This window comes from Paenibacillus nasutitermitis (genome assembly GCF_014641075.1).
Classification (GTDB): domain Bacteria; phylum Bacillota; class Bacilli; order Paenibacillales; family Paenibacillaceae; genus Paenibacillus_Z; species Paenibacillus_Z nasutitermitis.
Window position 1 is genome coordinate 1,955,354 of record NZ_BMHP01000001.1, and the last position, 20,123, is coordinate 1,975,476.

20 protein-coding genes are annotated in these 20,123 nt (G+C 47.7%); 15 read left to right on the forward strand and 5 right to left on the reverse strand.

The genetic code is table 11. The features are described from left to right. The first annotated feature begins 88 nt into the window (after nucleotides 1-88). Entirely contained in the window at nucleotides 89-1,858 is a 1,770-nt protein-coding gene (locus tag IEY46_RS08285) for a histidine kinase (RefSeq protein WP_188990878.1), read from the forward strand. Between the two features lie 137 nt (nucleotides 1,859-1,995). On the opposite strand, the gene IEY46_RS08290 is transcribed toward IEY46_RS08285, so the two are convergent. Further along, entirely contained in the window at nucleotides 1,996-2,469 is a 474-nt protein-coding gene (locus IEY46_RS08290) for a DinB family protein (RefSeq protein WP_188990880.1), read from the reverse strand. Nucleotides 2,470-2,658: 189 nt separating this feature from the next. Here IEY46_RS08290 and IEY46_RS08295 point away from each other — a divergent pair, with 189 nt between their 5' ends. From IEY46_RS08295 to IEY46_RS08320, 6 genes are all read left to right on the forward strand, one after another. Beyond that, on the forward strand, nucleotides 2,659-3,561 hold the full coding sequence (locus tag IEY46_RS08295; protein WP_188990881.1) for a LysR family transcriptional regulator: 903 nt from the start codon (nucleotides 2,659-2,661) through the stop codon (nucleotides 3,559-3,561). Between the two features lie 29 nt (nucleotides 3,562-3,590). Next, nucleotides 3,591-4,289, forward strand: a complete 699-nt coding sequence (locus IEY46_RS08300; RefSeq protein WP_308422782.1) for a response regulator transcription factor — start codon at nucleotides 3,591-3,593, stop codon at nucleotides 4,287-4,289. 52 nt (nucleotides 4,290-4,341) lie between these two features. Further along, entirely contained in the window at nucleotides 4,342-5,223 is an 882-nt protein-coding gene (locus tag IEY46_RS08305; protein WP_188990883.1) for a sensor histidine kinase, read from the forward strand. A 113-nt stretch (nucleotides 5,224-5,336) separates the two neighbouring features. Then, nucleotides 5,337-6,272, forward strand: coding sequence for an ABC transporter ATP-binding protein (locus tag IEY46_RS08310; RefSeq protein WP_188990885.1), 936 nt, complete (start codon nucleotides 5,337-5,339; stop codon nucleotides 6,270-6,272). Beyond that, nucleotides 6,256-6,936 carry an ABC transporter permease gene (locus tag IEY46_RS08315; RefSeq protein ID WP_188990887.1) on the forward strand — a complete coding sequence of 227 codons (681 nt, stop codon included), beginning with the start codon at nucleotides 6,256-6,258 and terminating at the stop codon, nucleotides 6,934-6,936. The genes IEY46_RS08310 and IEY46_RS08315 overlap by 17 nt, the downstream gene beginning before the upstream one ends. A gap of 275 nt (nucleotides 6,937-7,211) precedes the next feature. Further along, a complete protein-coding gene (locus IEY46_RS08320) occupies nucleotides 7,212-9,128 on the forward strand; it encodes a stalk domain-containing protein (RefSeq protein WP_188990889.1) in 1,917 nt (638 codons plus the stop codon). An 86-nt stretch (nucleotides 9,129-9,214) separates the two neighbouring features. Here IEY46_RS08320 and IEY46_RS08325 read toward each other — a convergent pair whose 3' ends face one another. After that, on the reverse strand, nucleotides 9,215-9,427 hold the full coding sequence (locus IEY46_RS08325) for a hypothetical protein (protein ID WP_229750143.1): 213 nt from the start codon (nucleotides 9,425-9,427) through the stop codon (nucleotides 9,215-9,217). A 112-nt stretch (nucleotides 9,428-9,539) separates the two neighbouring features. On the opposite strand from IEY46_RS08325, the gene IEY46_RS08330 reads away from it, so the two are divergent. Both IEY46_RS08330 and IEY46_RS08335 read left to right on the forward strand, forming a co-directional pair. Continuing rightward, nucleotides 9,540-9,923 carry a VOC family protein gene (locus IEY46_RS08330; RefSeq protein ID WP_188990893.1) on the forward strand — a complete coding sequence of 128 codons (384 nt, stop codon included), beginning with the start codon at nucleotides 9,540-9,542 and terminating at the stop codon, nucleotides 9,921-9,923. A gap of 74 nt (nucleotides 9,924-9,997) precedes the next feature. Further along, nucleotides 9,998-10,531, forward strand: a complete 534-nt coding sequence (locus IEY46_RS08335) for an RDD family protein (protein WP_188990895.1) — start codon at nucleotides 9,998-10,000, stop codon at nucleotides 10,529-10,531. Here the strand turns inward: IEY46_RS08335 and thpR are convergent. Further along, nucleotides 10,528-11,193: an RNA 2',3'-cyclic phosphodiesterase gene (gene thpR / locus IEY46_RS08340; RefSeq protein WP_188990897.1), complete on the reverse strand. Its 666-nt coding sequence runs from the start codon at nucleotides 11,191-11,193 to the stop codon at nucleotides 10,528-10,530. The genes IEY46_RS08335 and thpR overlap by 4 nt on opposite strands. Before the next feature lie 397 nt (nucleotides 11,194-11,590). Between thpR and IEY46_RS08350 the strand changes: the two genes are divergently transcribed. The 4 genes from IEY46_RS08350 (at nucleotide 11,591) to mnmH (ending at nucleotide 15,046) form a co-directional block, all read left to right on the forward strand. After that, nucleotides 11,591-12,121: a histidine kinase gene (locus tag IEY46_RS08350; RefSeq protein WP_229750208.1), complete on the forward strand. Its 531-nt coding sequence runs from the start codon at nucleotides 11,591-11,593 to the stop codon at nucleotides 12,119-12,121. A gap of 250 nt (nucleotides 12,122-12,371) precedes the next feature. Then, nucleotides 12,372-12,740 (forward strand): LytR/AlgR family response regulator transcription factor, encoded by a 369-nt coding sequence (locus IEY46_RS08355; protein ID WP_229750144.1) that lies wholly within the window; start codon nucleotides 12,372-12,374, stop codon nucleotides 12,738-12,740. Between the two features lie 156 nt (nucleotides 12,741-12,896). Then, on the forward strand, nucleotides 12,897-13,946 hold the full coding sequence (gene selD, locus IEY46_RS08360) for a selenide, water dikinase SelD (protein WP_188990904.1): 1,050 nt from the start codon (nucleotides 12,897-12,899) through the stop codon (nucleotides 13,944-13,946). Between the two features lie 44 nt (nucleotides 13,947-13,990). Next, nucleotides 13,991-15,046 carry a tRNA 2-selenouridine(34) synthase MnmH gene (mnmH, locus tag IEY46_RS08365; protein WP_188990906.1) on the forward strand — a complete coding sequence of 352 codons (1,056 nt, stop codon included), beginning with the start codon at nucleotides 13,991-13,993 and terminating at the stop codon, nucleotides 15,044-15,046. Between the two features lie 181 nt (nucleotides 15,047-15,227). Here mnmH and IEY46_RS08370 read toward each other — a convergent pair whose 3' ends face one another. Further along, complete coding sequence (locus IEY46_RS08370; RefSeq protein ID WP_188990908.1) at nucleotides 15,228-15,635, reverse strand: DUF6855 family protein; 408 nt, start codon at nucleotides 15,633-15,635, stop codon at nucleotides 15,228-15,230. A 159-nt stretch (nucleotides 15,636-15,794) separates the two neighbouring features. Between IEY46_RS08370 and IEY46_RS08375 the strand changes: the two genes are divergently transcribed. Beyond that, nucleotides 15,795-16,919 carry a Gfo/Idh/MocA family protein gene (locus tag IEY46_RS08375; protein WP_188990910.1) on the forward strand — a complete coding sequence of 375 codons (1,125 nt, stop codon included), beginning with the start codon at nucleotides 15,795-15,797 and terminating at the stop codon, nucleotides 16,917-16,919. A 168-nt stretch (nucleotides 16,920-17,087) separates the two neighbouring features. Here the strand turns inward: IEY46_RS08375 and spoVB are convergent, their stop codons facing one another. Continuing rightward, entirely contained in the window at nucleotides 17,088-18,647 is a 1,560-nt protein-coding gene (gene spoVB, locus IEY46_RS08380) for a stage V sporulation protein B (protein ID WP_188990912.1), read from the reverse strand. Nucleotides 18,648-19,090: 443 nt separating this feature from the next. Between spoVB and IEY46_RS08385 the strand changes: the two genes are divergently transcribed. Further along, on the forward strand, nucleotides 19,091-19,990 hold the full coding sequence (locus IEY46_RS08385) for a LysR family transcriptional regulator (protein ID WP_188990914.1): 900 nt from the start codon (nucleotides 19,091-19,093) through the stop codon (nucleotides 19,988-19,990). Nucleotides 19,991-20,123 lie beyond the last annotated feature (133 nt).

The following is a 20,123-nucleotide window of genomic DNA, read 5'->3' on the forward strand; positions in this document are numbered from 1 at the left end:
CATTGGGGAAGTTCGCATGTCCTGCTATTCGGCAGGACATTTTTCTTGTTTTGTCGAAAAGATCCTAGGAATGGAGGAGATCACGTAAATGCGTTGGTGGTGGGCGAAGCTTTCCAGTATCTATCCCAAATTATTATTGTCGTTTCTTGTTGTGATCACGCCGATCTATGTCTTAAGCCTGAAAATAAACGAATATGGAGAACAAAACGTCAAGAAAGAAATCAGGAATTCCATACAATCGAGGGTGTCGTTCTACATCCACTTACTGGACAGCGAATTCTCCCGAATTATCAGCATGCAGGAGGAGTATGTGAACGACCGCAGTCTGCGCACGCTCAGTCTTGCCGAACCGGTCATAAGCGATAAAGAGCGCCGGGACGCTATCATTTCCATTCACGATCAGCTTAACCGAATGATTCATACAAGCCCCTATATTTTGAAGGCAGGAGCCTTTTTGCCCAGTACACACAGATGGATCACGGATTCCATTCAATACAGCGAGCTTCCGGAAGAGCAATATCTTGCGTTGAAATCGATTAAGAACCGCTACGAAAACCCGTTTGTACACTGGCAGAACCGATTATTTATCAGTTTTCCTTATTCCAATCTTGCACTCATTAATGGACAGGAGCCGCAATTCCTGGTTGGGGTTGAAATCAATCAGACACAACTGAAGGAAGTGCTGAACCGCTTCGAAATCGATGGCAGCGGAGGCTCGATGCTGATTGACCAAGGCGGTGATTGGGCGGTAAGCAGTGACCATGCTCCAATTCCATGGCTGGATATAAAGCCCATTGTAAACACGTTTCCAAAGGATGTCCCTTCCTATGTGAAAGAGGTCAACATCGAAGGGAGCAATTACTTGTTTGTTGTGGAGCAGTCAGCCTCCCATGGCGTAACACTGCTCTCCTATATGCCCGAGTCGGCAATATTGGGCTCACTCAGTCAGTATCGTACCTGGTATTGGGCGTTATCCGCACTGTCCATTATCGTTATCGCTATATTTGCTTACTGGATTTTCCGGCAAATCCATCAACCCATGAGGCGCTTGTTGCGAGCCTTTCAGCGGGTGGAGAAAGGCAATTGGGGAACCATTCTCAGACATCGCAGATCAGACGAGTTCGGATATCTGTACATCCAGTTTAACTCCATGGTTGCCAATATGACCGAAATGATTCAGGAAGTGTTTGAGCAGAAATACCGGGCCAATCTGTCTGAGCTCAGACAGCTGCAATCCCAGATCAACCCGCATTTTCTCTATAACTGTTTCTTCAATCTCTACCGGATGGCGAAAAACGAGGAGAATGAAAATATCGCGCTTTTCTCTCATCATCTGGGTCACTATTTTCATTACATAACCAGAAATCAACAGGAGGATGTGCCACTCGAGGAGGAGATTAAATTCGCCATGAACTATGTCTCTATCCAGACCTTTCGTTTTGAGGATCGTATCGCTGTGCAAATCGGGCAGGTGCCGGATTCATATCGCAGATTCCGGGTTCCCAAACTTATCATCCAGCCCATCCTTGAAAATGCCTATCAACATGGATTTCGCAATACGATTGGTGATGGCAGGCTGGAGGTGAGCTTCAAATATGAGAAAGGACATTTGATGATCCTTGTAGACAATAATGGGGAGAATATCCCGGAACCTCAGTTTCAGGAGCTGCTGGCGAAGTTGAGAACAAATAGTCTTCATGTGGAAACGACAGGCCTTGTCAATGTCCACCGCAGGCTGCAATTAAAGTATGGCTCTGGCAGCGAACTGCTTATAACGAATGAACCGGGCCGGTTTCAGGTCCGAATGGCGATCCCGATTGACGAGGATATCATGACTCAGGATCAGTCAGTGGTATGAAACAACCGGTTATCTCATAGTGTCATAGTCGAATAACAGCAAATACAGTCCAAGACTGATTGGCTTCAGTTTTGGACTGTATTTGCTGTGCTATTCCCGCAAAAATAGTTGTTAAATCATGCGCAGATGTTAAATGGTCAGCGGGACTCTTGAATGACCTTGAACAAGCTGCCGCAGGTTGTGAAATGCATCGTTTCATGGACAATGGCAAAGTTAAACAATTCACCAGCGAGATTAAAAGTGAGCGGCCCCATGTGCAGCGGTGTATCCAGCGGCTTGTTCAGACGATCGGGCGAGATTTCGGAAAAGGCGCTTAGTTGCCGGGATAATTCCCCGATCAATTCCTCCTTAGATGGAGGCGCTGTTGTCCATTCCGCCGGTTTCGTGCCGGAGTTGAACAGAGCTGTATACGTTTCCGGGATGTCGGAGCTGTTATGAAAGCACTGTGACATGTATGAATCCATCCAAAAAATGATGTGACCGATGTTCCAGCGAATTGTATTATTAAATGCATCTGGCTTGATGTCGTATAGCTCCTCAGGGATGGCTTGAACCTGCTGCAGAACAAGTTGGCGTACGGTTTGTGCGGTAGTGATGATAATAGTGGACATCTAAAACTCCTCCTTTTGAATGGGCAATCGCTTGATATGTAGCCAGTATAGGCCTTGGAGGATCAAGGCATCAATGCAGTGCGGGTTACTAAAGTGTTAAGTACAACTTAACGATTAAGCATGGTGAGAATCTCTGGCAGTCTGTATAATAAGTAGGAGTTATGTAAAGTCCGATGAGGGGTGTGGGGAATGGAACTGAGACAGCTGCAATATTTTATGACGATTTGCGACGAGCTTCACTTCACGCGGGCTGCCGAGAAAATGGGTGTCAGTACACCCAACATCAGCCAGCAAATCAGAGGTTTGGAGGATGAGCTGGGTGTTCTTCTGTTCGACCGGATCGGGAGAAAAATCGTGCTCACCGAAGCAGGCGCGATTCTTAAGGAGCATGGCGCGGCCGTTTTCGGACATTTGCAGCAAGCAAACGATGCTATCTTGGATCTGAAGGCTACGAAAGGCGGATCGCTTTCCATTGGTGTCCTGCCTGGGGATGCCGATCTTGTGTTTAACTCTCTGCTGCTAAGCTTCCATCAGAACTATCCCACAATCTCTCTGGCGCTGCTGGAGACAACCAAAGTAACAGAGCAGGTGCTGGACCGCAGCATCGATATCGGCGTAACGATTGAACCTGTCTCCGATGAACGTCTTACGAAAACCCCTCTGTTCCGCGAGGAATTCGCCTTGGCGGTAAGCGTACGCGATCCTTTAGCCCGGGAAAGCTCCATACCTTTGAGAAAGCTTCAGAATATGAAGATGGTTCTGTTTCCGAATGACCACCAATGCCGCATATTAATTGACCAGTATTGCATGGACAAAGGGTTTCGTCTGCAGCCGCATATGGAAACCACGACCTTATTCTCGCTGCTCCATATGGTACAGAGCGGCGTCGGCGCCTGTATTCTTCCGCGGCTGCTGCTGGATAATCTGGCCAACCCGGACATCAAGACCGTGCAGCTGACCCAACCTGTGCCCAGCCAGGACATTTGTCTGATCTACCGCAGCGACAGATATGTCGGGTATGCCTTGCGAACGTTCATCAAGACGCTGAAAGCGTATGTGGAAACCGCGATCAATCAGGCGAAATCATCCTGATTTATTAGTTCTATTTAAGGAGGTGTACGATGGCAGAGACCTTATTGCTTGTAGAAGATGACCGGAACATAAGAGAGATTGTATCCGATCATTTAACAAGGGAGGGCTATCAGGTTGTGATCGCGATCGATGGGGAACAAGCCAAACGGTTTTTTTCGCAGGATGTATTTGATTTGATTATTCTCGATCTCATGCTGCCGGGCATAAACGGGATGGATTTACTGCAGCAGATAAGGCTAAAGAGCTGGATTCCCGTCTTGATCGTGTCGGCGAAAGACGGAGATGTGGACAAGGCGCTGGGGCTCGGTTTCGGAGCAGACGACTATTTGGCCAAGCCGTTCTCTCTGATCGAATTGACGGCCAGGGTGAAAGCGGCAATTCGGCGCTCTAAGGTAACCTCTGAAGCGAATGCCTTGAGTGAGGCTCGTACAATACTGATTTTCGATCTTATTATCGATTCGGACAATTTCTCTGTGAGGAAGAACGGAGTGGAAATCAAATTGACTGCGAAGGAGTTTCAAATTTTGCGGTTATTTGCGGTCCACCCGAACCGGGTATTCACGAAGGCGCAAATTTACGAACAAATTTGGAATGAAGAATACTACGGGGACGAGAACGTAATTAACGTGCATATGCGGCGGCTAAGGGAGAAGATCGAAGACAATCCATCCACCCCTAGATACATTAAGACATTGTGGGGAATCGGCTATAAGTTGGGGGTTCAGTGAATTGACAGCCTTCTTATGTGTAATTCTTCTCGTATCGGTGTTCATGAATGTTATGCAATACAAAGCAAAGAAGGAACGAAACTCAAACCTCCGTTACATATGCGGCAAGCTCTACGGCATCGTGTCTGACCGGACGAATGAACGCCTGTTGCTCGTCACGGCCGAACAGGAGTTAAGGGAATTGCTGATTGGGGTAAACCGGTTGCTTGCGTACATTCATGAGATAAACTCGGACAGTGCCCGGACGAAACTGTCGATGAGAAGAATGCTGTCCAATGTTTCACACGATTTGAAGACACCGCTATCAATCGTACTCGGCTATATCGAGACGATCCGCTATAATCGCGACCTATCGTCCGAGGAGAGGGACGTTCTATTGTCCAAGGCACAGTTGAAAACGGTGGAAGTGTCGGGACTCATAAACCAATTTTTCGATTTAGCGAAGCTGGAATCCGGTGACTGGTTGATAGACCGGAGAAGATTGCATCTAAACGAGGTTTGCAGGAAAAGTATGCTGGGTTTTTACGATATTTTTGAGGGCAAAGGAATTGAAGTGTCTATCGAGATTCCGGAAGCACCGATATTCATATACGCCGATGAAGAGGCGCTGCGCCGAATCCTGGACAACTTGTTGTCTAACGCCATCCGGTACGGGTACGAAGGCGGCATTGTCGGACTGACGCTGCATCATGATGACAGCTATGCTTATATAGATGTATGGGACAAAGGCAAAGGAATACGTGAAACGGATAGGGACCGGATATTCGAACGGTTGTATACACTCGAGGATTCCCGGAATTCATCGACGGAGGGGAGCGGTCTGGGGCTAACCATAACCAAGAAGCTGACAGAACAGCTGGAAGGCTTCATTGATGTGAACAGCAGTCCCTATGAACGGACGGTGTTTGCGTTGCGGTTTGCAAAGTTGAAGTAATTGTTTCTCATCGATGCATCCTCGAGAAGTAAGATTTTCTTAAGAATCGAGTAATAGAAAAGACAGAGCCCCCGGATAAAATGAGATACATAGACAGGGGAAGGAAGTGCACCATGACGTATATACTGCGAACACATCAGTTGACGAAAAACTACCGCGGGATGGAAGTCGTTTCAGGAGTGAGCATGAATATCCGGCAGGGTGAAATTTATGGATTTCTCGGCCCTAACGGCGCAGGAAAAACGACTGTGATGAAGATGATGACGAATCTTGTGAAGCCAACAAGCGGTGAAATCGAAATCCTGGGGGAGAAATTGACACCCACCTCGTACGAGGTGTTGAAAAGAATGGGCAGCATAATCGAAAATCCTATCTTTTATGAGAATTTTACGGCTCAGGAGAACTTGGAGCTTCATTGCGAGTACATGGGTTATTATAACAAGAACGCGATCCCTGAAGCGCTGGAATTGGTGAAATTGAAGAACGTCGAGCGTAAGCGGGTTAAAGAGTTTTCCCTCGGCATGAAGCAACGGCTGGGAATCGCGCGTGCCATTTCGACGAAACCCGAGCTGCTGATTCTGGATGAACCGATCAACGGACTCGATCCCGTCGGTATCCGTGAGCTGCGGGATTTGTTCCATTTGCTGAGCAGGCAGTATGGCATTACCCTGCTCATCTCCAGTCACATTCTGGGGGAGATGGAGCAGATTGCAGACACAATCGGTGTCATACGTGAAGGGAAGCTGCTGGAAGAGGTACCGATGGATGCGATTCGGGGAAGACAGACGGAATATATGGAACTGCATACTCCGGACATCACGAAAGCCGCATTCTTACTGGAGAATGGATTAAATGTGACGAATTTCCGGATCATTGAGGGAAGCAGCGTCATCAAAATCTATGACCTGAAAATTCCCCAAAGTGAGATGGCGAAGGCTTTAATCATGAACGGAGTATCCGTAGATTCCTTCTACAAGAAGAGCCACTCCCTCGAGGATTATTTCTTGCAATTAATCAAAGGAGGCGGCCAGCATGATGCATCTCATTAAATTGGAAATGAGAAAAATAAAGCTCGGTGGCATCCTCAGAACAGCGATTATTGCCAATTTGGTTATTCTCGGGTTCATCCTGCTCCTCTGTTCAGATGTCTCCGAAGGAGAGCTTGCTTTCAAGGACTATACTGAGGCGCTCGCTATAATTGAAATGTTCGTCAAAGCCACGTTTGTCATTTATGCTTCCGTCCTGCTTGCCAGAATAGTCGTGGACGAATTCAGGAACAACACGATTTCTATCCTGTTTATGTACCCTATCAACCGGAAAAAGCTGCTTTTGTCTAAACTTCTTATCGTCTGCACCTTAACTTTTGGATTAGTGGTCATATCCGATGTGCTTATATCTATGGGTTTCTACTTTTTCAATGAAAAGCTCCAGTTCGTGACGGATCCTTTGACGGCCGAGATTGTAGCGGATCAAGCGCTTCGACTTGTGGCCAATGCAGCAGCTGCAACTGGAATGGCGCTAATTCCTTTGTTTTTCGGTATGCGCAAAAAGTCGGTGTCGACCACCATTGTATCCTCTATTCTCATAGTCGCTATTCTTAATTCGGGCGGAACAACCCTGAGTTCCATCATCGTGGTTCCCATCATGCTCGGGTTTGTCGGTTTTTTCATTGCTTACTTATCGATACGCAAAGTGGAGCATATAGATATATAATCGAAAATCAAGATGTAATTGTTGTTTTGAAACAGTAGTGGACATAACGGAACGCGCGGAAGCTTGAGAAATCAAGCTTCTTTGTTTTAATGTCCCTACATTTTCTCGTGACACGCTATCTCTCAGTCAGTCATTCATGGATTCATGACATTTTAGGACAGCCTCTTATCATCTGCTATTTGGAAAAACTCGCAACATTTATGATCCTCATTCGTCTAATTGTTGATTGACCATCATTCAAAAATTCAGAATTATTTGGGCTAGGAGGCTGTAACATGTTTCGTAGATCACGACGACTTGCTCTAATAGGCACCGCCGCACTGGCTATCACGTTAACCCATCTCTTACCTGGTTCAACTGATGTTCATGCCGCGGCCCAAGTTCCTGTATCAAAGAGTATTAAGGTAACTTTTAACGGGAGCGAATATAAACCGAAATCTGCTCCATTTGTCAGCAGCGGCTCTGTATATCTGCCGGTACGAGATATGGGGGAACTGCTCGGAACCATGGTTGCCTGGAATTCAACAGACAAAACGGTGACGATGAACTATCCCGAGCTGACCGTGAAGCTCGTTTACGGCTCGAAGAATGCAGCAGTCAACGGCAAAACGGTCGCATTGACGGCGCCTCTGCTCATGGTCGAAGGACGAATTTTTGTACCGCTACGTTTCTTCTCCGAAGCTACAGGAGCAGGCGTGAAGTGGGACCCATCGCGGAAGACGGTGAGTATTACGCGTGCGGATGACTTCATCAAACAACAGGTGTGGAGCAGTATTTGGTTGAATCGAAAAACCGGCGAGGTGTATACAGCCCGGGATGAGCAATCTCCCGCTATTCTTGTCGGGAAGCTGAATGCCTCCATCAAAGGCAATGTTTCCTTCACTGAAGGGGGGATCGGCGGCGGGAGCGGGTCGGTTCTCACGATTGTCGATAATTATGGCGAACCACGTGTTCAGTATGATGCTTACGGTCTTTTCATTCAAAACAATAAGATCGTCAGTCAGAAGAAGGCGAGCTACTTTCAGCGTTATGAGCAAAATGCGAGTTATTTCCAAGTCTATCATCCAAATGGATGGCTCCAGTATTCGGTGCTGACCGATGGTAAGTCGGTGACCGTATTCAATGAGCAGGGCAAAGCGGTTAAAGAATACGATCTGCCGGCGCTTGCGGGCAAGGATGAGGTCTATTCCGTACTTGCAATCGGCGAGGATTATTTAGTTGTTCGTCCGAACCAGACCGGGCTCCTGACCTTGATCGACCTCAAAGACAATACCACGGTTGTGCTTGCCGACAAGCTTCTTACGGGCAAGGATTTGGATTATGCCCACAGCAACGATGTCCCGTATCATGGAGACGAGTTGTTATTCGCCGGCGATATGGGGTATGGCATGCTGCATTTCTATTACGATAGTCCGGTCGACGACAAGAAAGACAGCTACGTCCGCTTATCTTACGATCGGCCCTCCTATGAGGAAGAGCGGAATGCGCTGCCCAAAAATCGCAGCGTAAGCGAACTGGCTGCTGTTTGCAAGCAAGAGACCATAAAATCAGTGGACATGCAGGATGGAGATATCCAGTATATCCCTCTTGTTGGTGCAAACAAAGAGGACGGAAAATCCATAAACACTGTCTGCGGCATTTTGAAGAAATTCGCTTCCAAGGGTGTACAGGAGACAGGACAAGCACCCATTACGGAAACTTTTTTCCATGGTATGGGAATCAGTTTCACTGAAGGCGACTCTTTGGAATTGTATCCCGATTCAAAAGGGTTGGCCATCGATCTGGGAGACAATCAACGTCTCATTCTTGCCGACAGTCAGGTTAACCGTGATTTTGAAAATCTGAAAGTTTCACTCCCGCAAATATCGGTCGGACCCAATCCGGCCCATATTGGAGAAACGGTGCATATCACAGGCGCAAATGGTGAATTTTGGAGTGAAACAAGCGCAGTATCCGTCTATTGGATGCCGACCGACAGCTACTCCAACACGGATAAAAAAGCGCTTCTTATCTACACCGGGAAAGCGAAGTTTGGCCGCTATGATATTAAGTTCAAAATGCCGGCTTCCGGGAAAGCTTCCGACGGGTCAATGAAAGCAATCCCATTGGGCAAAGGCAGGATCAGCGTATATGATTCAGCTTCAATCGAGATGCTGCCTGCGGCGGCTTCAACGGCGAAAACAGGGAAATAGAAGCCGAATAATTACAATGAATTAAGGTGGCAACCCGTAAATGTAAATAGGGCTTCCCATCGTCATAACGATGGGAAGCCCTATTATTACTCAATTACTTTTAGCATAGGAGCATTGTATTTATCGGCAGGGGGGGGGGCCAACTTTTCCCGTTCCTTTTCTTTCTCTTGCATCTTCTTGATGAGCTGTTCATTAAATTCAATTGAAGGCTTATAGGATCCGTTATAAGCGATACCGAGCAGCTTCTTGTCATATCGTGATAAGGACATCAGGGCAATTTCCCCATTTTCGCCCGTCACATCGACTATCCTTCCGGAGAGTGGGCGTAGTTCCAACATAGCAATTGAGAAGAAATCATAGCAAGATCTGAATGATAGGATAGAACAAAATAAGAATCGGGGAGGGAACAACTTGAAGCTTTCACATCTACGTTTTTTGGTGCCCAATATCAGGGAATGTTTTTTGTTTTATCGCGACATTCTTGGACTTGAAGTCCGGTACGGCGATGAAACGACTCCTTTTGCCGAGTTTCATACGGGAAGCACAAATTTGGCGTTGGAATCCCCAAAAGATAGCAGCCATAACGAAGGTATGATTAAGCCGATTGAACCTAGCGCGCCGGATAAGGTTGCTCTCATTTTCAAAGTCGAGGACATTGACGCAACGTACGATCGATTAAAGAGCAGTAATGTTGAATTTGTGAAGGAACCGCATGACACACCTGAATGGGGGCATCGAGTAGCCTATTTTACTGATCCTGCCGGGAATTTGATAGAGCTTAATCAAGGCATTTAACCGTTAGGTCCGCCTGTTAAGGGTTGGAGATCCGGTTACGGAGGAAAAGTTCCTTTTCTTGGAGGGAGAGAGTTATGCTTGAGCATGGAAAATTCCATACCGTATCTTTCGGAACCCGTATAGCAGCATTTTTGTGGGATTATTTAATGATTGCAGGCTATATCATCGTGCTCGTCGGCATATCTTTTGTTGCACGGCCCCTATTAGTTCCACTGTTTACGACAAACCCTCTACAAGCTGAATTCACAGGGTTTCTTTTCATTACTCTGCCTGTATATCTTTATTTCGCCTTATGCGAAGGTTCGAAATTCCATGCAACATGGGGAAAACGAAAAATGGGCATTGTGGTGACAGGCAATAACGGTCAATCAATCGGACTCTGTACATCGCTATTTCGTTCTGCTCTTAAATTTATGCCATGGGAGCTCGCACATTTCACTATTTGGCATATGGTGATCCATTCCGGATATGCGGATTCCGTCATCTATTCTTTATTGGCTGCTGTCTACGGTCTGGTTCTCATCTACTTAATTAGTCCTTTATGGAGCAAAAACAAACAAACGGTTTATGACTTTTTGGCAGGGACCGTTATTAGGTCCGGCGATTAACGCAAAGAGATGTGGGCTGCCTTTTCATACATCGGAACCCGGTGCATATGGGTACGATACAGAATGATCTCATCAACGAGCCATCCCGGCGGATTGTCCATGTCATAAGCCTCTCGCTGCAATTGCTCATCCGTGTTCGGGGGAGAACCGTAATCCATCTGTCCGCTCGAATTATCGGCTAAAAGGAGTTCCGGCAGAATGAAAGCTTCCTTTCCCGTATATTTCCTGGCGAGGGTTAGGTGGGGGCTATATGCGCGATCCTCCGCCGGAAATCCCAATGGAGTCATCGTATCGACGATCAAATGCTGAAGAGCGCGCAGCTGATCCAGTTCGCCGCCGAGTCCTGCCCAGAGCACTCTCGGCTGCTCGGGATTACCGAACGTTCCCGTACCCGCGAGCGACAAGTGAAAGGGCTGTATCCTCCCGGAACCGACTTCGGACACTAAAGCTGCCTCCAATTCAGGGATGCGAGTCGCAGACGTATCACCCAGAAAATGCAGCGTCACATGCAGGTCTGCCTCGTTCGTCCACTTGCGAAATGGCAGTGATGAACGGACATCATTTGTCCAAGCGCTAATCCTAAGTTTCAGAGTATCCGGCAGCGGCACGGCTACAAACAAACGTTGAGATTCATTGGCTGGAGAGGGTGATGGTGTGGTCATAATGGTTCTTCCTCCTCATGATAAAAGTTCCGCTGTGGAATGATAGGAGCTTTAAAAGAATAACCGAATTCCGTCAGGAACATTTTATTTCCATTGAACTCGAACATCGCAGTCTTAAACGGGAGACGGCCACACTGTCCGGCGGTGAATCGCAGCGGGTCATAATGGTCCGTCATCCGGGCAGCTTTACGATATCATAATCAGGTTATCCATAGTGACTGGATAGCTTTTTTTTTGCTCTCGTGGCCTGGGATACGGTCCACCCTGGCGTCAAAACGATGGTTCGTGGCACACGTTCTCTATCGAATTCATGAGAATGATGATAAAATATTCTAAAACAAGGTAGCAACGGCTTTTGCTAAGATAAAGGTGTATGGGATGTTCCATCTTGTTATGTATGTTTTTTCCTGCTTATGTCAGTTCAAACAGCCGTCTGGATATTAGAATTGTTCCATGGTTGTTAGGTACGCTGTTTGGGGGCTGGAGAACAGGGTTCTACTTGTATGTGCTGATTATCCTGATTCGATTCTATCATGGACTAGATTTGGGTTTTTATACGACCATTCAGATTCTGCATTTGCTTGTATCGGTTGAAGCGGTCTTATTTTTCACCGTTTTAAATGAAACCATAAGGGGTATAATCAGAAAAAACCAGCAGCTGCAATCGGAAGCCAAAGATGCGGAAATCGCTTTCCTGCGTTCGCAGATTAAACCCCATTTTCTATTTAACACCTTGAATTCCATTGCTGTCTTGTGCATGATAGAACCACGCAAGGCAGAGGAATTGACGCTGGATTTCGCTCAGCATGCGGAATTTGAAGTGGATGCCAATCCCGATTTCCCAATCCCCCCCGCTGGTTCTGCAGCCTTTGGTGGAAAACGCCGTAAAACAGGGATTAATGTCCAATTTACACGGGGGAACCGTTAAGATTTCGATCAAATAACAAGCGGAACCGTTCATCACTATTATTGTTGAAGATAATGGAAGCGGTATGAGTGAAACAAAATTGGAGGAAAATCCGTAAACCCGAGAACAGCAAGAAAGGTGTTGGGCTCTGGAACATCAATCAACGCATTCAGCTTCTATACGGAAACAGACTGCGTATTGAAAGCGCGGAAGGAAGAGGAACCAAAGTTTCCTTCCACATCAATGCGCACTCTTCCCAGCAGATTGGAGGATGATGCAGATGCTGCGAGTTATGATCGTGGATGATGAAGAATTAGCTGTGCAACGTTTAGAGATGATCTTATCCGGTATCGACGATGTTGAAATAGGCCTTGCGTCCATGAACCCCCAGGAAGCCTATGATTATGCGAGAACCCATCCGGTTCATCTAGCTTTTCTGGATATTGCCATGCCGAAAATCAATGGATTGCGACTATCCACCTTATTACTTGAGCTTAATCCTTCCATCAGTGTAGTATTTGTAACCGGTTTCGATAATTATGCCATTCAAGCCTTCGATTTGAATGCGCTGGATTATCTAATGAAGCCTGTAACGTTGCAGCGGATGCTAAAAACGTTGGACAAGGCTAGAAAAAGATAGGAGCATCTGCGGCAGTGATCGTTCTGTATTATATTAGCTACCTATGACCACAATGGTGATATCATTAAGACAATCAGAGATAAATGGCATTCCGTTATTCCAACAAGTCACAATTGGTCGAGGACTCATTATCGTATTCAGGAAGGAAGGATTAAAATGACTTCTAACTCTACAATCAAATTAACCTCTTTATCGAGCAAGGGCGGATGCGGATGCAAAATAGGCCCCGCTGATTTGCGGCAGGTCATCAGCAGTCTCCCGCTGGCTGAACGTAATCCGAATCTGCTTGTCGGTATCGAGACAAGTGACGATGCGGGCGTATTCCGGATTAGAGATGATCTCGCACTTGTACAAACAGTGGATTTCTTTACACCTATAGTGGATGATCCTTATTCGTTCGGACAAATTGCCGCAGCCAATGCAATAAGCGACATTTATGCGATGGGCGGAAAACCGTTAACGGTATTAAATATCGTTGCGTTTCCGATCGCCACGCTAGATAAACAAATTCTGGCCGATATTCTCCGCGGTGCTGCGGACAAAGTGAAAGAAGCTGGCGCGACACTTGTGGGCGGACATTCCATCGATGATAAAGAGCCTAAATTCGGGCTTGCAGTAACCGGCTTGATCCATCCGGACCAAATCCGGACTAACGCAGGCGCAAAACCCGGAAACAAATTGATTCTGACCAAACCAATAGGCGTTGGCATCATGACGACTTCCATTAAGAAGGAACAATTAAGTGCAGAAGAAGTGGAGCGAGTCACCCGCGTTATGGCCACGCTAAATAAAACAGCAGCCGAGATTATGAACAATTATAAGGTACAGGCTTGTACCGATGTTACGGGTTTTGGACTGATTGGTCATGCGCTGGAGATGGCTAAAGGAAGCGGAGTGGGAATTAACATCGTTAAAGATGCGGTTCCTCTGCTCCCAAGGGTCAGGGAGCTTGCGGAAGCCGGATTTGTACCGGGAGGCACGAAGAATAATTATGCGTATATCGAGAGCGATGTTGTTTTTCCTGCAGACATGGACCAGACAGACCGGTGGATCCTGTGCGATGCCGTGACATCAGGAGGCTTATTGATAGCGGTCCCGGCAGAACAATCCGATCAGCTGCTGCATGACCTTAAGGATGCAGGTGTTGAAGCGGGAGTAATCGGCGAGACAACCATTGAACACGCCGGAAGGATTGTCGTTATTTAATGAGATTAAATATAAAAAAGAACAGCATGAAGGGGTCTTAAACCATGTTTCAGGACATCACGATTGAAGAATGGGCAGCACTCCGGGACCGGAAAGAACTCCTTTTAATAGATGTTCGGTCGCCTTCAGAATATCGAGATTCCACCATACCCGGCAGTTTGAATATTCCGCTATTCGACGATCAGGAACGAGCGGAAATCGGTACGCTTTATAAACAGGCCAGCGTTCAGGCTGCAAAAGAAAGAGGCCTGGAAATCGTTTCTGCCAAGCTGCCCGCTTTTATTAAGGAATTCTCCGGAATCCCTCAGAAAAAGTCTGTATTTTGCTGGCGGGGAGGGATGCGCAGTAAAACGACAGCGACTGTCTTATCTCTGATGGGGATAAACGCCTATCGGTTGAATGGCGGATACCGGGCTTATCGGCAGTGGGTCGTCGAGCAGCTCGACACCATGCAGCTTAACCAGCATTGTTTTGTCATACATGGGAACACAGGCAGCGGAAAAACGGCGATCTTACGAAAATTGAAGCAGCAAGGCCAACCTGTTCTCGATCTTGAGGGATTAGCGGGCCACAGAGGATCAATATTCGGGGAAATTGGGCTGAAAGCCCATAACCAGAAAACATTCGATTCGCTGCTTGTCGATGATTTGTTTAACTATAGTGGAGATGCTTACCTGCTATTTGAAGCAGAGAGCAGACGAATCGGGAAGATAACACTCCCGGATCTCATTGTGGGCAAACGGGCGGACGGGCATCACATTCTTATTGAGCTCCCGCTTGAAGCGCGTGTGCGTCAGATTGTGGAAGATTATAAACCTTGGGAGCATGCGGATGCATACAGGCATGCATTCCAACAAATCAAGCTCAAAATCCACACGCCGGTCGCGGCAGAAATTGAAGCCTGCTTGACTAGAGAACAGTATGCGGCGGCAGTGGAACTGCTGCTTGTGTATTATTATGATCCGATGTATTCGCATTCAGCGGGCAGGCATGACGAACCGTATACTTCTATCATTCAAGCTTCCTCGGCAGAGGATGCGGGGATTGAGCTTGAAGGGATTATAAACGAATTCATGAGCGTTCATGCGCTTAGGAAATGACGAAGCATCCCTGTGGATCAGTATGGATATGTGCAACCTGAAGCAGTCGCTGCTGACCATGGCTGTCTTAAATTATTTAGAGCAAACGAGGCTGCCGATCAGATCGGCAGCCTCGTTTGTATGTGGTAAGAATATAGGATCATCTTGTTGGAGGACCTGATCAGGAATCTCCAGCTTGCACCTATATTGCGCGCATACGATTGTTTCTTGGATTATGTTCCAGCTCTGCAAGACCCAATGCTTCCATTAACGGAGGAACATACATGCCGAATCTGCCGCGAAGGCCTTTTTTCAAGCCGTACCAACCGCCAACGGGGTTTTCGGAAGATCGGCCCCAAGCCTCGACTGTGCCTTCTTTTGCCGGCTTCTGCTCGTCAGCGCTGCCAAGCTCCATCCAGTCGCCATACTCCTTGAGCATCGCATATAAATCGTTAATACAGCGATAATCGTAGTGCAGAACCGTTTTACCTACCGTGCACACGATAATGGCCTGTTCGTCTTTCTCATCTTTATACATTTCATAATCCGAAGTCAGAGGAGGAGTCTTTAATTTCCATGGATCTGTCTTTGTGCCTTGTGCTGTTGACATAACATTGCTCCTTTGATTCATTTCATTCTTGTTCATTCAGAATAGCACAGATCGGTTAATCCTGCAGCTACGGGCCAGGATTTGCACCTGCGGCTTCCCCTGGTGTGATGATCATGTTATGGTATTAAGGAATAAATAGGCGAAAAAGGGGAGTTTCCAGTGAATGAGAACATTCGAATAGGATTAATTGGAGCGAGCTGGTTCGCAGATTTGTGGTTTTTGCCTGTTCTAACGAGGCATCCCCATGTGACCGTAGCCGCGATCTGCAGCAAGAACGGGGAGAGCGCACGTCAAATGGCAGCCAAATATGGCATTGCCGCAGCATATACGTCAGCCGAAGAAATGATGGATGCCGAACGTCTTGACGGAATTTGCATCATTACTCCCAATGATCTTCATCACCCGATTGTCATGGAAGCGCTCCAGCGCGGCTTGCATGTATTATGCGAGAAGCCGCTTGCCATCGATAGCGATGAATCCGGTGAAATGCTGCGGAAAGCACAGGAGAAGGGCGTTGTGCATAGTGTGAATTTCTCCGTGCGCGAGCATCCCGGGATTCGTTATCTCAAGAAGGCTGTCAGCGATGGGCGAATCGGCTGTTTTCTAGAGGGACGCTTCGAATATTCAGGTGATTATGGGCTGTCCGGCCCTCCCGGCTGGAGGGGATCTGTCAGAAGCGGAGGCGCTGGCGGAGTTCTGCAGGATCTGGGCTCGCATATTATCGATCTGGCCCAGCATGTGCTGGACGACCGGATTGTTGCTGTCTCTGCGTCCATGAGCTGCCTTGAGTCGGGCCGGCCGGTCAGATTTGTCGAGCGGACAAACCCCGATCAGGCAGCAGATTCGGTCTACGTGCAGGCTGAATTTGGCAGAGGCGGACATGGTGTATTCCAGACGAGCTGGATTCGTCCCCAAGGAAAAGGCGGCCAGACGATTACCCTTGAACTATTCGGGACAGAAGGCGCCCTGCAGCTCACAGCTACCGGATACGGCTATAAGATGATGTGTGCCCGTAAAGATGAAACATGGCAGGAGGTTGTTCTTCCCGAAGCACTGCCATGGGATCTATCGGCTCAACCGTCGGAAGACAGATTCCGCCCTTATCGGGATTCCGAGCGCAACGAAGCATGGAAATGGGCCGATGCCGTGATCGCTGTCAAAAGCACAGGCAGCACGGACCGCAGCCGTCTTCCCGGCTTTGAAGACGCTGACCGGGTACAGCGCGTCATTGACGCAGTCGTCCTGTCCGATCAGAGCGGCAGGCAAGAGGCAGTTACGGAATAGCAGATAGGAATTGGCTCGGCTCGGTTCGGTTCTGCCGATCGAATGAAGCAAGCTGAAGACCGTTTGGCCGAAGAGAGTTGTCTCTTTGGTCAGCGGACTTTGGCGTTATAGCGGTACGGCTTGCAGGCTATTCCCGCCTAGGACAACGCCGCCGCAGGGATTCATTCGTCAAGGAAACAGCCATGGAATTGAAAGCTTGCGGCTGCTGCTTTTCCATTTCAATGTATTCGTCAACACGAGCAGAATAAAGTAGAGCAGCAAAGAACCGGTGATCGACCCCGCAAGACTCCAAGCTAACGGAAATCCCCGGAAATTGAGATAATCAAATGACCAACTGCCGCATAATCCCATCAGCAGGATACAAAAACCAACCTTAACATAAGGCTGGATACTCCAATAAAATCCGATGGATCCAGAAATGGATATGAAATCAAGCAGCGTTTGCATAATGATCCCGATAGCGATGCCGCATGTTACGCCAATGATGCCAAATTGACTGCCAAATAAGAAAATTGAGCCTGCCTTGAAGGCAGTGGCTATGATATAGTTCCATAGCGTCGCATTCGCACGGCCAAGACCGAGCAGGATCGCGTGCATTGGCGCGTCGAAATAATGCAGAAAAAATATCGGCGCCAATATTTTCAGCAGAAGGCCTGCTTCCGGAGCGTTATAGATGAGCGTTGTAAGCGGAGTTGCCCATAGAAACAGGATCAGGGTAGCAGGTGCGCCGATAAGAAGCCCCAACCCAAGCGCCTGATTCATTCGTTCGTGGACAAGCAGGCTGTTCTTATTGGCCGCAGCTTCGCCGATCGCCGGTACCAGCGCAGTTGATAGGGATTGCGTAATGAATCCCGGCATGAACAAGAGAGGAAACGCATAGCCCGCTAACAAGCCGAATTGCTTCGTGGCTAAAGCGGTACTGATGCCGGCAAGCGCCAGGCTGCTCGTAATAAGCAAGGGCTGAAAAGCGCCGTATAATGAGTGTAAAACGCCAGAACCTGTCGTCGGCAGCCCGATTTGCAGCAGTTCCCCCAGTGTGCTTCTTCCTTGTTTCAGGTTGCCGGACCAGGTCTCGCCCGGAACCTTTGTTTCGCCGTAAATCTTGTAGCTGATCACCAGGAACAAGAGGCTGATCATTTCGCTTACGACAGACGCGGCCATCGCACCGGCAGCCGCATAGGCGATACCGTACGGCAATAACAGATGCACCATTGCCAGCACACAAGCGATCTGTACCGTATGTTCGAGAACATCGGAAACGGCAATGGTCTTCATCTGCTGAATGCCCCGGAAATATCCTTTGAGCACCGCGGACACGGCGACAATCGGAGCGATGGGTGTAATCGCCAGCATTGCGTAATAAGCTCGTTGGTCACTCAGCAGAATCGATGCGATCCACTCCGATCCGAGCAGCGAGACGGCTGTCAGAGCGACACTCAAGGTGCCGGTAACGGCAAGCGAAATATGCAGGATACGTCTGACTTTCGTCCGGTCGCCGCGCGCACATGCCTCCGCGACCAGTTTAGAGATCGCTACAGGCAAGCCGAGCTCCGTGATCGTAATCACGAGCGGTACGAGCGGATGCGCCATCATCAAGAGGCCAATTCCCTCAGCGCCCAAAACGCGGGCAACAAACATGCCGCTGATAAAACCGAGAATACGGTTGATGAAAGCAGCGATAGACAGGATGAATGTACCTCTCAAGAACGATTGTCCCGGTTGTGCCATAGCTTGGTTCCTCCAGATCCTCGAATACTTAAATGTATTCATCATTCGGAAAAGCATGCGAACGAGCTGGTTGGCAAATGGCATGAATAAGAAAAAAGTGACGCGGCAGGGTCGATCCATGCCTCACCACTTTGGAATTAAGAGAGTGCTTTCAAATGGCGAATAACCTCGTACGCAATAATGAACGCCCGGCGCAACAAAATGAAAGGGAAACGACAGCTTGCGCCATACCGTCGAACACGCTGCGCCGGAATTTGATCCGATTGCAATCCTTTTCTATCATTCTTGTGAACGCTGCTCATTGTTTTCCTTCATAAAGATTGAGTTGTCGGCTGGAATATAAAAATATAGACTAATAAAATAAAGAGGGAGTGATCGTGAAGGCGCAGTTGGATGATCCAAATAGGATACGTTGAAGTTGACCGGAAAGGAAGAGTGCTAAGATGACACTGCAGCAACTGCGGTATGTGATTGAGGTAGCCAACCGCGGCTCCATGAACGAAGCCGCCAAGCGGCTGTTTATATCCCAACCCAGCCTCTCCAACGCGATCAAGGAACTGGAGGATAAAATTCAAGTCACTATATTTGAACGGACAAATAAAGGCATTTCGCTCTCCAAGGAGGGAGCCGAATTTCTCGGTTACGCGAGGCAGGTGATCGAACAAGCCGAATTGCTGGAGAGCCGTTATCTCAATGCGAAGCCATCCCCTCAGCATTTTTCGGTATCGACCCAGCATTATGCGTTTGCGGTAAATGCCTTTGTGAAATTGGTTCGCGAGCATGGCCAGAACGAATATGAACTGGCTTTAAGAGAAACCAAGACCCATGAAATTATCCAGGATGTCAAAAGCCAGCGCAGCGAAATCGGCATTTTGTATATCAATGAATTTAATGCCAAGGTCATCAACAGGCTTCTCAAAAACGCTAATCTGAAATTTACAAGCTTGTTCAACGCAAAGGCGCATGTATTTATCAGCGTTCATAACCCTTTGGCTCGTAATGCCTTCGTCACACTGGATCAGCTCGACGATTATCCTTATTTATATTTTGAACAGGGAGAGTTTAATTCGTTTCATTTCTCCGAGGAAATTCTCAGTACGCTTACGCGCCGAAAAAGCATCTGCGTCAATGATCGGGCAACTTTATTCAATCTCTTGATCGGTTTGAACGGCTATACGATATCGACGGGCGTGCTCAGCGCCGATTTGAACGGAAACGAAATTATTCCGGTTCCGCTGGCAAGCGACGAGACGATCCATGTGGGATGGATCTGTCATCAGAATGCCGCTCTTACCAAGCTGGCTTCCGCTTATATCGATGCGCTGCATGAGACTTTAGTTTGACCGTCAATCTGAAATGTATCATGAACATCAACATCAACAAATGGCAGGTGTTTTCACAAATCGTTGCTATTTCCTGTGATTGTAATCACAAGGGACCTTCTCCTTCCTATATATACTTTGTTTATACCAAGCG

Coding starts and splice junctions, on each gene's coding strand:
- IEY46_RS08335 (WP_188990895.1), top strand. CDS start 9,998: ATGCTTGAGCATGGAAAATTCCATACCGTATCTTTCGGAACCCGTATA.
- IEY46_RS08385 (WP_188990914.1), top strand. CDS start 19,091: ATGACACTGCAGCAACTGCGGTATGTGATTGAGGTAGCCAACCGCGGC.
- IEY46_RS08290 (WP_188990880.1), bottom strand. CDS start 2,469: ATGTCCACTATTATCATCACTACCGCACAAACCGTACGCCAACTTGTT.
- IEY46_RS08295 (WP_188990881.1), top strand. CDS start 2,659: ATGGAACTGAGACAGCTGCAATATTTTATGACGATTTGCGACGAGCTT.
- IEY46_RS08370 (WP_188990908.1), bottom strand. CDS start 15,635: ATGTCAACAGCACAAGGCACAAAGACAGATCCATGGAAATTAAAGACT.
- IEY46_RS08300 (WP_308422782.1), top strand. CDS start 3,591: ATGGCAGAGACCTTATTGCTTGTAGAAGATGACCGGAACATAAGAGAG.
- IEY46_RS08355 (WP_229750144.1), top strand. CDS start 12,372: ATGATGCAGATGCTGCGAGTTATGATCGTGGATGATGAAGAATTAGCT.
- IEY46_RS08350 (WP_229750208.1), top strand. CDS start 11,591: ATGTTTTTTCCTGCTTATGTCAGTTCAAACAGCCGTCTGGATATTAGA.
- IEY46_RS08310 (WP_188990885.1), top strand. CDS start 5,337: ATGACGTATATACTGCGAACACATCAGTTGACGAAAAACTACCGCGGG.
- mnmH (WP_188990906.1), top strand. CDS start 13,991: ATGTTTCAGGACATCACGATTGAAGAATGGGCAGCACTCCGGGACCGG.
- selD (WP_188990904.1), top strand. CDS start 12,897: ATGACTTCTAACTCTACAATCAAATTAACCTCTTTATCGAGCAAGGGC.
- IEY46_RS08315 (WP_188990887.1), top strand. CDS start 6,256: ATGATGCATCTCATTAAATTGGAAATGAGAAAAATAAAGCTCGGTGGC.
- spoVB (WP_188990912.1), bottom strand. CDS start 18,647: ATGGCACAACCGGGACAATCGTTCTTGAGAGGTACATTCATCCTGTCT.
- thpR (WP_188990897.1), bottom strand. CDS start 11,193: ATGACCACACCATCACCCTCTCCAGCCAATGAATCTCAACGTTTGTTT.
- IEY46_RS08305 (WP_188990883.1), top strand. CDS start 4,342: ATGCAATACAAAGCAAAGAAGGAACGAAACTCAAACCTCCGTTACATA.
- IEY46_RS08285 (WP_188990878.1), top strand. CDS start 89: ATGCGTTGGTGGTGGGCGAAGCTTTCCAGTATCTATCCCAAATTATTA.
- IEY46_RS08320 (WP_188990889.1), top strand. CDS start 7,212: ATGTTTCGTAGATCACGACGACTTGCTCTAATAGGCACCGCCGCACTG.